Here is a 13686-nt window from a genome sequence, read left to right on the forward strand (position 1 = left end):
CTTCCCCAACCTGAAGCGGGTGATCAAGGAGTACGACATCAGGTTCGATCCGGAGCAGATCGTCTTCTCCGACGACTCCCTGGCCGACGACCTCTGGAAAGCCGCTTGGGATTTCTACTTGTCTGTTGGTAGCTACTGTACGAGCACTTACCGCAGGATTCTTTTTACTGAAAGGGAAATCAAGGAAGCCATGTCTTGTTACGTTGAAGAAGTGTATGTAGGTGAGGGTAAAGATCGAAGAAGGTGGACCCCTAGAAAGGTTGAGGATACAAAGCTGCCAGGTTGCGGATTTACTCCTGTGGGCGTAAGATGCGACGAAGATTTGTTTATTCCGTATGTCATGGCTTATGTCATGGAGCCGCTGGCCGATGCCGTTTCCACACCAGTGCTTGAAGACATTGAAGGTTTGGAAATAAAAACAGGTGCCCCTTCAGAAATCCGAGGGGCCGTGGTACATGCGATGTTGGCAAGACAGGCGGCCAGACGGGCTGGCAGGCCAGGAATTGCCATCACGCTTACAGGGACAGCTTTGTTGGCAGCAGCTCAAATTGCGACTAGCGTCCCTGAGTGGGGATGCAAGCCCACTGATATAAGATGGACACCAATTCTGAGCGAGTTAAAGATTGGTAATGATGAACTTGATAAAATGATTCACTTCCACCAGAATGGCTATGTGGCTGGATGTCTAGTAGGACCGATAGTCGGAGGCTATGCGGGACCAGAAGGTACTGCCATCATCGCCATTGCCTCCCACATCATGGGGCTTGTAGTCAACCAAGGCTACATCACCTGCAACTTCCCATTCGAGATAAAGAACTTCTCAACGACCACGAAGGAATGCTTGTGGACAGTCAGTGCTATTTATCAAGCATTGGCTAGGAACACCAGATTTATCACTTTATCCAACGGTTTTGCTGCAGCTGGTCCATGTACCGATATGGTTCTTTACGAGACAGCCGCCCACGGAATCACCAGCGCGGTTTCTGGAGCGAGCGTTCTCTGGGAGTCTGCGGTTGCTTCGAACAAATACAAGGAAAGGGCCACGCCGATGGAAGCAAGAATGGCGTGTGAATCAGGATTAGCCGTGGTAAAGTCACATATGAAGCGTGAAGACGTTAACGAGATCGTCAAGGAACTTTTGAAGAGGTATGAAAGTAGAATAAGCTCACCACCGCTGGGCAAGACCTTCCGAGAATGCTACGATGTTGAGAAGAAGAAACCAACGCAGGAGTACGTGGAGCTTTACGAGAAGATTAGAAAAGAGCTACAGGACTTGGGCATCGAATACGAGTACTGATCTTTGGTTCCGGCCGCGGCTGAAGCCATTTAGGGCCCTTATTTGGGACCAATATTTTTATCCACCTAAGCAAATGTAGTTGGGGTAAAATGGTTGAACCTATAGTCGTCGACGGCATAGTTTACGCTGCTCTTTTGGCCTGTATGACGATTGGTTTTACCCTAATCCTAATGTCTACGAAGATTTGGAACTTTGCCTACGGGTCTATGGCGACTACTGGGGCATATATTTCTTTGACCGCCGCTGAGGTTTGGAAACTATCTATTTACAGCCAATTGGTAACTGCCTTTGTCCTCTCTGGACTCATATCATTTGCCTTGTATCGGTTCTTAGTCAGACCTCTGAGCCTAAGAGGCATCTCGCTCGATGGACTATTTGTGCTGACTTTTGCGTTTAATTTCGTTCTCTTAGGTTTTTTAAACATCTATGCAGATTATTTGACGAATGTTTTCAAACTGCGTGCGAGGTTGTTCTTCCTTAGAGGGGCAGACATACAGATCTTCGGAACCCCAGGCGTGGTAATAATTTCTCCGTTGCTGGCGGTAGCTATAATCATAATTTTGCATCTTTTCTTGACCAGAACAAAGTTCGGCACAGCCATGCGGGCGACCATTGAGAACCCTCCTCTTGCAGGCAGCGTGGGCGTGAATGTTAACTTAGTCTACTCAACAGCTTGGTTTCTAGCTGGTGGACTCGCGGGTTTAGCTGGCGCGCTGCTTCCACTTTGGATTTTGTGTTATCCAAATATCGGGGACGTGATCATGTTAAGCGTTTTCGCTGCCAGTATACTCGGTGGTATCCACAGCATCTATGGTGCGTTGTTGGGCGGCTTTATCGCAGGATTGGCTGAGATCTGGGGGACATCAGCTCTGGCCGGAGTGCTCGGCTCGGCAGTAATTCAGTACCGGCCCCTCATCCCGCTGATCATAGTGGTCGTCTTCTTCCTAACCGCACCTGAGGGAATAACAGGAATCGAATGGCGTGGGAAGCTGACTAAGAGAATAAGAAAAGTTTAGTTCAATTTGTTGGCTCGTTGGTTTATTTTTCCTGAAGAGTTTCAACGATTCTTGATATTCCCGTCACTACTTGTTCATACGGCGCTGAGTAGGAAATTCTGAGATGTCCTCTGCCGCTCTCACCGAATCCCGAACCGGGGGCAGTGCAAACGTGCGTTTTATTTAGGAGTTCCTTGGCAAGATTTTCATCGTTTTTTCCCCACCTTGAAAAATCAGGGAATACATAAAAGGCGCCCTTTGGTCTGACGTAAGAAATTCCAGGAAGTTTTTCTAACTCTTTGAGCACAGCTTTTCTTCTTCGTTCGTATTCTTGGCGCATTTTTTCCACGCAATCCTGTGGCCCGGTCAAGGCGGCCAGAGCTGCTTTTTGAGCTACGGAGCTGGGGCAGAGGACTAAATAATAATGTAGCTTGTTTATTTCTCTCGCCAACGCGCCTTTAGCCGCGGCATATCCTATTCTCCACCCAGTCATGGCGTAGGCCTTGGAGAATCCGTTTACGGTTATAGTTCTGTCCTCGGCGCCTGGGAGTGAACCAATGCTTATATGTTTGGCATTATCATAAGTCAGCTTTTCATAGATCTCATCGGAAAATATCAACAGGTCATGTTTTTTGGCCACCTCCACGATTATTTCTAAGTCCTCCCTGGTAAAGACATGACCTGTTGGGTTGCTGGGGCTGCATATCCAGATTAGTTTTGTTCTTGAGTCAATTCTTTTTTCCAGTTCCTCTTGGTTCACTCGATAGTTTTCTTCTTCATTTAAGGGTACTGGCACCGGTACCGCGCCCGCTATTAATGTGTCCTCAAAGTAGGCAGGATAGTAAGGCTCCAGTACCAATGCCCTGTCCCCCGGGTTCAGAAAGGCCAATGCAGCGATTGCCATCGTCTCCTGAGTGCCAGAAACTATCACGACTTCGGTTTTTGGATCCACATCAATGCCGTTTTCCCGCGATAGCTTCTCGCTCACGGCTTCTCTCAGTTCCAACATTCCTTGCGTCTGTGTATAGTGGGTATAACCCTCATCCATCGCTTTTTTTGCGGCATCCAGTATATGCTTGGGCGTGATGAAATCAGGTTCTCCTTGCTCCAGATGAATGACGTCTTTCATGCCAGCGCTTAGGTCGATCATTCTTCTGATGGCGGACGGTTTGATAAACTTAAGCCTCTCTGCCGATAAATTTTCGTTTTTCATAAATATCCACGTTCAACTAAATTTTTTAGTTTATATTTCTTTAGATTTCAAAATTTTTTACATTATCTCAAATTTTATTGTTTGCAAGATTTCCTTAAAAATGGATAAAGGTTAAATAATTCACTGTTTAATTAAAAAAGAAAAACAATGGCCGCCATTGACTTCTTGCTGGACATGTTGGCGACAGTCGGCGTTTTTTTAATATTAACTTTAAGTTTAAATCTGGACGCAGGTTATTGCGGGATTCCTAATTTTGGCAAAGTTTTGGCCATGATCGCAGGTGCCTTTGTTGTGGCGTTTTTCCCAGGCAGAATCCTAGCTTCAATTTTAGGTCTAAGCGGCGATTTTGTTGTGGATAATGCCTCCATGATATTTCAAATAAATAACTTTCTTGCTTCAGACATTCTAATTAGCGTGGCGCTGTTTATCGCTACAATAATCGTTGCTGTTGGGTTTGGCATGTTGGTGGGTTATGTTTCGACTCGCCCAGCGGTTAAAATAGGAAGCGGCCCGTTAGCGATCATGTTGTTAGCGATGGGGGAAGGGATGAGAGTGATCGGCATTAACTACGCTCCATTGGCCGGTGGAAGCATAGGTATTTCAGCTCCTGATGTTTTCGCATGGGCGGGCGGGGATAGATTTGTTGTTGCGTCTGTCGTATTGTTTGCTTTTTCTGTCGCCATTTTCTTTTATATCAACCGTTTAACCAATGCACCACTAGGTAGAATGCTGAGGGCCGTCAGAGACAACGAGATCGCTGCTGAGTCTCTCGGGATAAATATCGTAAGCGTGAAACTTAAGACAATGATGATTTCATCAGCAATTGCTGCCATTGCCGGAGCCCTATATGCCTTTTACTCCGGGGCTGTTATCAGCACCGCCTACACGCGAGCTTCATGGACATTTATACCTTGGGCCATGATGTTACTAGGTGGGTCGGCCAACAACGTAGGTGTGGTTGGTGGTGTCTTTACTTTTGTCTTTCTTCGAAAAATAATAGTCATGTATAAAACAGAATTAGGCCCATATCTTCCTTTCGATGTTTTGTGGCTTGAACTTATACTTTACGGGGTTATGGTTATCTTGATACTTCTATACAGACCCGAGGGTTTAATACCTGAGAAAAGGACAAAAACCTTAGACCTAGGCACGATAAAAAAGCTGCAGAAGGCTTAACCACCTTTTTTTATTCCGAGGTAGACCTTGCCGAGTTCGGGGTGTGCTAATAGATTCTTTGCGCTACCCTTGTAGGCCACTTTTCCGCTAGTCATAAGTATCGCGTCGTCGGCTAGTTGTAGCGCCTTTTTCGCCGCCTGCTCGATTAGGACGATTGTGATTCCCTTTTCATGGAGTTCTAAAATCTTCTTCAATACTTCATTTGCCGCCTTTGGTGAGAGGCTGGCCACGGGCTCGTCAAACAAGATCATCTCTGGCTTTCTCATCATCGCCATGGCCATGGCCACCATTTGTCTTTCGCCACCACTAAGAAACCCGCATTTCTTTCCCAAGTATTTTTTCACAATCGGAAATTCCTCTATGGTTTCTGCGATGCGTTTTTTGGTATCTTCCTTAGACAGCGTGTAACCAGCCAACATCAGGTTCTCTTCCACAGTTAGGTTACCAAAGACATTTCCCGTCTGGGGTAGGTATGAGATGCCTCGTTTGGTCACAAGGTGGGTTGGTAAATGGGTAATGTCTTCATCCTTGAAAAGTATTTTGCCGGAGTATACCTTGGTTAGCCCCATTATTGACTTAATCAATGTACTTTTGCCGCTGCCGTTTGGTCCCACGATGGTAACAATTTTGCCCTTCTTTATGTTCACATCGACATCAAAAAGCACTTGAAATTTTCCATAGCCAGCGTTCAATCCATTGATTGTTATCATCTACTCACCTAGGTAGCTTTCAATTACTTTTTCATCGTTAAGAACTTCTTTAGGCTTACCCTCTGAGATAATGTTTCCTCTGTCCATGGCATAGACGTAATCGACATATGGCAGAACTGGCTCCAACCTGTGCTCGATGATTAAAAAGGTTATTCCCATCTTCTTTTTCAAGTCAACAAAATGCCTGAACATCTTGTCGATCAAGCTAGGGAACACACCAGCGGCCGGCTCGTCCATCAGTATCATTTTAGCCCCACTCATCAAAGCTCTGGCCGTTTCAAGAAGCTTCATCTGTCCACCGCTAAGTTCTGAAGCTTTCTTATCCCACATGTGCGATAGACCAACCGTGTTGAGGATTTCAAAGGCTCTTTCCGTGGCCTCCTTTTCCTCATTTATCCATGTTTTTTTCACGCAGGCCTTAAGGAAATTTGTCCCAGGGTTCTCCTTGCAAGCGGCGAGCACATTTTCCAGAACCGTCAGCTTAGTGAACAGCTGGGGGATTTGAAATGTTCGCACTAAACCCTGTCTGCAAACCTCATCGGCACGGCATTTGGTGATATCTTTGCCGTTGAAAATTACCCTACCTTCATCAGGCCTGTAAATACCGGAAACAACGTTTATTAAAGTGGTTTTGCCGCTGCCGTTTGGTCCAATTAGCATCACAAGCAGTTGTTTTTTAACCTTCATGTTCACGTTGTCAAGAGCAACTAAACCGCCAAAAGTCTTCCTGATCCCCTCGATAACTAGCAAATCTTCTTTTGTCATCATTATTTTTTCATAGATGCTTTTTATAACCTTTGTGGAGAAGTGGGCTTCTTAATTTTAAATATTCACCAGATGGTTCACAAAACCGAAGCAGCAAATATAAATGCTTTAAATTAATGTAGGTGTGGTGATAGCTTGCATAAATTTAAGGCGGTAATAGAGCACGCCACGTTTCATGACATAGCTATGGAACGTGAAACTTTGGGGAGGATGGGAGTTGAGGTTGTTGATATCGTTGAAACTGGTGCGGACATCAGAAAGGAGGCAGTGGACGCCGATGCCATTATGATTGAAACTGAAACCATTGACAGGGACATCATTTACTCCACGAAAAAATGCAAGATTATCGCCGTCTACGCAACTGGCTATGATAATATCGACGTGAAAGCCGCAACTGAAAAAGGCATCTTTGTGACCAACGCAGGAAATTATTGTTCTGAAGAAGTTCAGGATCATACTTTGGCCCTGATCATGGCGAGCGTGCGAAAGTTATTCATGTATTCCCAAGCAGTGAAATCCGGAAACTGGGAGCAGAAGTTGGGCAGACCGGTTCGGAGTTTGCTGGACCTGAAGGACTTGGGTGTGCCGATTAAAGGGATTCCGGACACAACTCTGGGAATATTTGGTTTCGGCCGCATCGGTCGAGGACTATGTAGAAAAGCGAGATGCATAGGATTTAAAGTAATCGCACACGATCCTCTTGTTCCTGAAGATCAAATAATTAAAGAGGGAGCCACGCCAGTGAGCTTCGAAGAACTACTGGAGAAATCAGATGTAATTTCAATTCATGCCCCCCTGACTGAGGAAACTAGGCACAAATTCTCCTATAATGAGTTCAAGAAAATGAAGAAGACTGCTATCCTAGTGAATGCCAGCCGTGGGGCTATCTTGGATGAAGCGGCCCTAATAAAAGCCTTGAAAGAGGGGGAAATTCAAGCAGCTGCACTGGATGTTTTGGCGGAGGAGAACCCGCCCTCCGAGGACAACCCACTCTTCAAATTAGACAACGTGATCGTTACACCACATTGCGCCTTTTACTCGGAGAGATCCCAGATGGAGCTTCGGAGAAGAATTTTGAACCAGGCAATGCAGGCGCTAAGGGGGGAAGTCCCCGATAATCTTGTCAACAGGGAAGTCCTCGCCAAGCTCGGTGTAAAATGATTGAGGTATAGAACAAATATACTTTCATAGAAGAAGTTTGTTTATATGGTGTGAATGATAGATCTAGCCATAGCAGATTTAAAGTTCCCTCCACCTGGCATTGTGATAAGGGAGCTGATGCGAGAGATCTCAAAGATAAATTATTATCCATCTGGGGACTATTTGGAAATCAAGCAGGCTTTTTGCGATTATTTAAGACCCGACGTTTCGTTGGGTCCTGAAAACTTGGTGTTTGGTAATGGGTTGGATGAGATAATTGACCTTGTCACTAGAGTTTGGGGTGGCGTGAACTTAATTCCAGCTCCGACCTTCAGCCAATACTCAATGGCCGCTGCGAGATCTGGTCATAGAGAGATAAGCTCGAACATGTTACATCAAGGGAAGTATGATCTAGATTTTGATGAGGCTGATCTAAGGAAAGCTAGTTTAGTTTGGATATGCAACCCGAACAACCCTACCGGAGATTTGATCTCGCGCAAGAAAATTGAGCAGGTTATTAATAGCGCTAGGGGCATGGTGGCGGTTGACGAGTGTTATTATGAATACACTGAAAAAACTGTTGTTGATTTGATAAAAGATTGCGAAAATCTGATTGTTTTAAGGAGCTTCTCGAAGAATTTCGGCATTGCTGGTTTGAGGCTGGGCGTGGCGATATCAAGTCCGAAGAATATCATGAAAATAGAGAGGATTAGGCAACCTTTCAATGTGAATCGGCTGGCCGAGAAAGCTGGCGTGATTGTTCTGAGGCATAAAAATGAATACAAAAAAATTTGGCAGAGGGTGCTGAAAATAGGCAAAAAATTTGCTGCGGAGATCAAAAGAATTGGTTATAGACCGTTCCCAGTTAACGCAAACTTTGTCCTCGTTGATTTTTTGGACGAGACCAAAGCTAGTGAGGCCTATCTGAAGTTGAAAGAGGGCGGCATAAAGACTTACCCCGGCTGGAGCGAGGAGGACTTCCAAGGTAGCCTAAATCAACACATAAGATTCGCAATCGGTGCCGAAAGGGACATGAATCTAGTTGTGAAAATTTTAAAGAGCTGAAAATTGGGTTTTCAAATTTTGTTCTTTTCTAAGTAATAAAGAGAATATGACCGCAAGGGCACAAATGGTTCCGCTAAGCAAAAAAGCTAAATCGTAATTTTTAATGCTATCAAAGATTAACCCGCCTAAATAAGGCCCGATCAAGCCGCCTAGTCCAACTCCGGAGTCAAAAGTACCCAAGATTGATCCGATGTGTTTTGTTCCAAAAAATCCCCTTACTATAATTGGGTAAATTGCTATCCAACCACCGAAACCAATACCCATCAGCGTCATCGCCAGGTAGATCGTACAGATATCTTCAGATTTGAAGAGTAAAAAGGTCGAGATTGATTGGAGCGCGAGGAAGAGCGTAAAAAGGTTCACTGTACCTAACCTGTCCGATGCCATGCCGCCGAGGATTCTGGCCAGCATACTGCAGATCCCAAGCAGGGTTAAGGATGTGCTCGCCGTTATCTCATTGATGCCGATCCCTATGGCATGGGGTACCACGTGTACAGTAACCAGAAAGAGCGATATGTGGGTAAAGACCATTACAAGGTAGATGTACCAGAATGGTTTTTTTCTTGTTGCAGTTCTCAGGTTATATTCAACAATAATTTTATTTTCAGTTCTGTCTGCTCCATAGGGAATTAACCCAAGCGTCTTTGGCTCGTGCCTGATTAAAAAACTGGAAACTGAAAGAAGTAAAAAGACGATAGCACCAAGTATCAGAAATGTTGTTCTCCACCCGAAATTCTCGATTAATATGCCGATAACTGGGGGAAATAAAGCCATTCCGCCGCTGAGGGCCGAGACGGCAAAGCCGGTGGCCATTCCCTTTCCCTTTTCAAACCATCTAGCAATTGCGGACACAGGCGGTACATATAGGGCACTGATGCCGAAACCGGCGATTCCAATGCAGATGCAAAATTCAACGAGCGACGATACCCGGCTGGAGAGCAGGAGACCTCCACCGGTGAGAACAGCCCCAATCGCTACCACTTTTCTCACCCCGTAAAGGTCGCTCATCCTCCCAAGCGGTAATGACATGGTTGACAGCAGGATGGAGATGGAAAAGGCCAAGGAGATGCTGGCCCTTGACCATCCGAACTCCTGTGTCAGCGGTTTAACGAAGACACCATAGCTGTAGATCAAACCGACGACTAGCATCGAGAGGAAAGAGGCTAGAACCACAATCCAACCATAGAAGAGCTTTTTTTCTTCGGGTGCTATTCTATCCAAAGTTGACATCTCAAAACCTTCCGAATATAATGTTCATCCTTAGTCTGTTTTTACTTACCGGAGCGCTTTTTGGTTTTTGGATTAGTTTCGAGTCCGCCAGCTCCGGTTGAATTATCTCGTTGGTTTACTAACTATGCTGATAGCGTTGTAGCCAAAATTTTTGAATAGTTTTGGCTTTGGTTTAGTGCTATCGGCAAAATTGAAAACTACTTGTCCAGAGCACTTGGTTTGAGGAGTGAGCGATTATTTTTTCCGTAGTTTTTCGATTTCCATTTCCCCAGCGTTGAAGGCAGCGATATTTTCTTTCAGGTATTTTTTCGGCACCGTGTCTAGCATTGCTTGATAGAGTTCATCCCTAGTTAATGGGGAAATGCCCAATTTAGCTAGTGAGCCGAGCAAGACAACGCTCATAGCTCTGATGGACCCAGCCTGTTTGGCAAGGCCGTAGGCATCGTAAGCGTAGACCTCCCTGCCCAACTGCTTGAGAAGGGAAATTTCCTCTTTTAAATCAGGGTATTTTTCTTTTCCCATTAAAACTGAAACTGGTAGAATTCCATTGGTGTTCATAATGATGGTCGTTTTCTTCCCGATATACTCAGCGGCACGCAGAGCCTCGTTAGGATCCAAGGCAATCAGGACATCGGCCTGACCCGGCGGAATGAATGAACTATAGACTTGGCTCCCAAGTCGAATCTGAACTTGGACGCTTCCTCCACGCTGCGCCATTCCCAGGGTTTCATGCATTCTACCCCGAAGACCCTTTCGAGTCGCTGCTTCCGCGATCACGTTGGTCAAAGTGGCCCCGCCTTGTCCACCTACTCCCACAATAATGCAGTTAAATTCATCACTCATGGCCGGTACCCTCCGTTATTGCTTTCACCGGACAAACTGCCGCACAAATGTGGCATCCGATGCAAACGTCTGGATTTATCTTTACCTTCCCCTCGATTGGAACTAAAGCCGAACAGGAAAGGGTTTTCACACATGTCATGCAGCCAGTGCATTTTTCATCATCTATTACTAAAGGCTTCCCAATTGCCTTCCTTCTGATGGCAGTAATGGCGCAAAGTCTGCGCAGAACTATCACTGAAGGTCCGTTGTATTTGAGAGCTTCAACAAAGGCTTCGGTTGTTTTTTCTACATCATAAGGATCGACAACCACGACGTGTTCCACTCCACAGCCTCTAGCTATTTCCTCAGCCTTCACGATTTTTGCGCTCTCCCCTGTGGCAGTAAACCCAGAACCAGGGGTCGGCTGATGCCCAGTCATGGCAACTATCGAGTTGTCCATTATGGCAACCACTATTTTGGTTTGATTCCAGACGGCGTCGATTAGAGCAGGTATCCCTGCATGGTAAAATGTTGAGTCGCCGATTGCAGCTATCACGGGCTTTTTAATCCCGGAGCGTTCGAAGCCGTTGCCTAATCCTATGGAAGCGCCCATGGCGACTTCAGTCCAACATACATCAAAGGGGGGGTTCATGCCCAGAATGGTACAGCCAATATCTCCTGTGACTATCACATCTTCACTTTTATACTTCAGCTTTCTCATCGCTCTAAGAATGGAGATGTATGTGCCTATGTGTGGACAGCCAGCACAGAAGGTGATGGGTCGGCGGATGGAAAGGGATTTGGCCTTTTCGATGAGTTTTTGTCTTTCCGGGTCAATTGGCGACACCAGGTTTTTGCCTAGGATTTTACTCAGAGCGCCCTCCACAATAGTCTGATCGAACTCACCCACTGGGGAAGTTGTTCCATCGATCTTGCCGTACACCTTGACCTTTTTACCCATTTCACCCAAAATCTTTAGCACATGGTCCTCGATCAGGGGTTCCAGCTCCTCGAGGATCAAGACTGAATCAACCTTTTCAAGCAATTTTCTTATTTTTTCGTCAGGTAAGGGATTGATTACTCCTATTTTCAGTGTTGAAATTTTTAGGTCGTGCCTGATGATGGCCTCCTTCAATAGGTTCCAAGGCGCTCCCGCGGTAATGACGCCAACCTTGGAGTCGGTCAACTCCAAAAGGTTAAATCTATCAGCGTCCTTGCCAGCTTTCTTCATATTCTCGAGCAACGTGGCGTGCTGTTCCATGCACCAAGCAGGCCCTGCTTTGGTATACCTTTTTATGTTGCGGGAATAGTCGGGAACTCTGTCTATTTTTTTCACAGGTCCAAATACTACATTTCCAAACATGTGTGCCGTGTTCGTCGTAGTCCGGAGCATTACGGGAACTTTGTTTTTTTCCGATATTTCAAACGCTTCAACCACCATTTCCTTTGCCTCTTGCGGGTCAGATGGCTCCAGCATGGGCAGGGCGGCGAACTTCGCGAATAAACGATCATCCTGCTCAGCCATGCCAGCATGCGTCGCCGGATCGTCAGCTACGTATAGAACCAAGCCACCTTCAGTACCACTGTAGGCTATCGAAAGGACCGAGTCCGAAGCAACGTTTAGTCCCGCATTTTTCATAGTTGCCATGGCCCTGAGTCCCGTCCAAGCAACGCCAGAGGCTACTTCAAAGGCAACCTTTTCATTCACCGCCCACTGGACTTTCATATTGATATCTTTAGCAACCGATGCCAACGTTTCGATTACCTCGGTCGATGGGGTTCCCGGATAGCCAGTGACAAGATGGGCACCGGCCTCGATGGCTCCTCTCGCAATGGCTTCATTTCCCAGCAGAAGTTTTACCGTACCTTCTTCACCGATAACAGTCATCTTTTAACCTCCTTTTTAAATGACCATAAAGCCCATAAAGACCTTGCGGCTCTCTTTGGTGTCTCATAATTAGGAATTTTATTCTCCTCGAATACCGTGATCGCGTCTTTTACTAGATGTCCTGACATCCAACAGGCGACCGTTGGCTTGCCCACCTTTTTTATGGCTTCCGAAAGCAGCCTTGCCGCTTCAGTAGCGCCCCGGGCGTCCCAGGCAATGGGAACATCAATAATTAGCCCGGCATCGTAGTAGTCATCCGAGAAAATGGCTTGGAAAGCCCGAACGTAGTTTTCCGGTGACCCTTCCGCGGTGAGGTCGAAGGGATTTTTGCGGCTACAGATGGGCGGCAGAAACTCCAGCTCCTTGAGAATCCTCTCGGTTGGTTCCGGAACCCTCAAGCCAAGCTTTTCCAACGCGTCGGTCGCGAGGACAGCCGGACCCCCAGAATTGGTTAGGATTGCCACCTTGTTTCCCTTCATTGGCTCAAGATAGGCCAGCGCCCGGGCCATATCAAACATTTCCTCGATTCCATCCGCCTCGATAACACCAGCCTGCTTGAAAACGGTTCTGTAGACAGCCTCGTTGCCGGCGAGGGAACCGGTGTGGGAGGCAACGCTCCTAGCGCCGGCAGTGGACAGTCCGCCCTTAATCGCGATGAGGGGTTTCTTCTTGGTGACGTTTTTCGCGGCTTCAAAGAATTTTCTGCCGTTTTTGACGCCCTCTATGTAAAGGGTTATCACTTTTGTTTGCGGGTCTTCAGCAAGATAGTTTAAAAGGTCAGATTCATCGACGTCACAACCGTTGCCATAACTAGCAAACTTGCTGAGTCCAATTCTTTTTTCTATTGCCCAAGCCAGCACGGCTCCTCCCAGTGCACCGCTTTGAGTTACAAAGGCGATGTCACCCTTGCCCGCACGAGATTCCATCGTCGCATAGAGGTTCTTGTGGGTGTTTATGATGCCGGTGCAGTTTGGCCCAATTATCCTCACACCATATTGTTTGGCGACCTTGGCGACTTCCTCCTCTAAGCTCTTGTTGCCGATCTCGCTGAACCCGGCCGAGATTATAACCACTGCTTTGGTACCTTTTTCACCACATTGTTTAACTGCGTTCGGCACGGCTTGCGCAGGCACAACCACGACGGCCAAATCAACCAGTTCTTTTATGTCTAAAATGGAGGGATAGCATTTCAGGCCGAGTATTTCTTCTGCTGCAGGGTTAACCGGGTAAATTTTTCCGGAGAAACCGCCATCAATTATGTTTTTGAGAAGCTCATGGCCAACCTTCAAAGGTTTAGAAGAGGCCCCGATGATCGCCACCGACTCGGGCTCGAAGAATTTGGAAAACATTTTCGGCCCCAGAGAAATAGTGTCATTGGGTTTTTA

Annotated in this window: 12 protein-coding genes; 5 read left to right on the forward strand and 7 right to left on the reverse strand. The window is 46.4% G+C overall.

Annotated elements, in window-relative coordinates:
- A partial coding sequence (locus tag QXT02_RS01695) for a monomethylamine:corrinoid methyltransferase (RefSeq protein ID WP_342811591.1) occupies positions 1-1297 on the forward strand: 1297 nt, incomplete at its 5' end.
- Between the two features lie 89 nt (positions 1298-1386).
- Positions 1387-2313: a branched-chain amino acid ABC transporter permease gene (locus tag QXT02_RS01700; RefSeq protein ID WP_342811592.1), complete on the forward strand. Its 927-nt coding sequence runs from the start codon at positions 1387-1389 to the stop codon at positions 2311-2313.
- Between the two features lie 22 nt (positions 2314-2335).
- Here QXT02_RS01700 and QXT02_RS01705 read toward each other — a convergent pair whose 3' ends face one another.
- Positions 2336-3505: a pyridoxal phosphate-dependent aminotransferase gene (locus QXT02_RS01705; protein WP_342811593.1), complete on the reverse strand. Its 1170-nt coding sequence runs from the start codon at positions 3503-3505 to the stop codon at positions 2336-2338.
- A 147-nt stretch (positions 3506-3652) separates the two neighbouring features.
- Between QXT02_RS01705 and QXT02_RS01710 the strand changes: the two genes are divergently transcribed.
- Positions 3653-4681 carry a branched-chain amino acid ABC transporter permease gene (locus QXT02_RS01710; RefSeq protein WP_342811594.1) on the forward strand — a complete coding sequence of 343 codons (1029 nt, stop codon included), beginning with the start codon at positions 3653-3655 and terminating at the stop codon, positions 4679-4681.
- Here the strand turns inward: QXT02_RS01710 and QXT02_RS01715 are convergent.
- Both QXT02_RS01715 and QXT02_RS01720 read right to left on the reverse strand, forming a co-directional pair.
- Positions 4678-5391 carry an ABC transporter ATP-binding protein gene (locus QXT02_RS01715; protein ID WP_342811595.1) on the reverse strand — a complete coding sequence of 238 codons (714 nt, stop codon included), beginning with the start codon at positions 5389-5391 and terminating at the stop codon, positions 4678-4680. The genes QXT02_RS01710 and QXT02_RS01715 overlap by 4 nt on opposite strands.
- Positions 5392-6156 (reverse strand): ABC transporter ATP-binding protein, encoded by a 765-nt coding sequence (locus QXT02_RS01720; RefSeq protein ID WP_342811596.1) that lies wholly within the window; start codon positions 6154-6156, stop codon positions 5392-5394. It lies immediately after the preceding gene.
- Between the two features lie 135 nt (positions 6157-6291).
- On the opposite strand from QXT02_RS01720, the gene QXT02_RS01725 reads away from it, so the two are divergent.
- Together QXT02_RS01725 and QXT02_RS01730 are read left to right on the forward strand one after the other, a co-directional pair.
- Positions 6292-7317, forward strand: coding sequence for a C-terminal binding protein (locus QXT02_RS01725; RefSeq protein WP_342811597.1), 1026 nt, complete (start codon positions 6292-6294; stop codon positions 7315-7317).
- Positions 7318-7371: 54 nt separating this feature from the next.
- A complete protein-coding gene (locus QXT02_RS01730; protein ID WP_342811598.1) occupies positions 7372-8361 on the forward strand; it encodes a histidinol-phosphate transaminase in 990 nt (329 codons plus the stop codon).
- Here QXT02_RS01730 and QXT02_RS01735 read toward each other — a convergent pair.
- The 4 genes from QXT02_RS01735 to QXT02_RS01750 all read right to left on the reverse strand — a co-directional run bounded on the left by QXT02_RS01735 (position 8350) and on the right by QXT02_RS01750 (position 13650).
- The gene (locus tag QXT02_RS01735; RefSeq protein ID WP_342811599.1) at positions 8350-9591 is read right to left on the reverse strand and encodes an MFS transporter; all 1242 of its coding nucleotides are present in this window, start codon (positions 9589-9591) and stop codon (positions 8350-8352) included. The two genes, QXT02_RS01730 and QXT02_RS01735, sit on opposite strands and share 12 nt — an antisense overlap.
- Before the next feature lie 234 nt (positions 9592-9825).
- Complete coding sequence (locus QXT02_RS01740) at positions 9826-10434, reverse strand: indolepyruvate oxidoreductase subunit beta (protein WP_342811600.1); 609 nt, start codon at positions 10432-10434, stop codon at positions 9826-9828.
- Positions 10427-12301 (reverse strand): indolepyruvate ferredoxin oxidoreductase subunit alpha, encoded by a 1875-nt coding sequence (iorA, locus tag QXT02_RS01745; protein ID WP_342811601.1) that lies wholly within the window; start codon positions 12299-12301, stop codon positions 10427-10429. Before iorA ends, QXT02_RS01740 begins: the two co-directional genes overlap by 8 nt.
- Positions 12298-13650, reverse strand: coding sequence for an acetate--CoA ligase family protein (locus QXT02_RS01750; protein WP_342811602.1), 1353 nt, complete (start codon positions 13648-13650; stop codon positions 12298-12300). Before QXT02_RS01750 ends, iorA begins: the two co-directional genes overlap by 4 nt.
- Between the last annotated feature and the right edge of the window lie 36 nt (positions 13651-13686).

The sequence above is a fragment of the Hadarchaeum sp. (SeqCode) genome (assembly GCF_038871235.1).
Lineage (GTDB): Archaea > Hadarchaeota > Hadarchaeia > Hadarchaeales > Hadarchaeaceae > Hadarchaeum.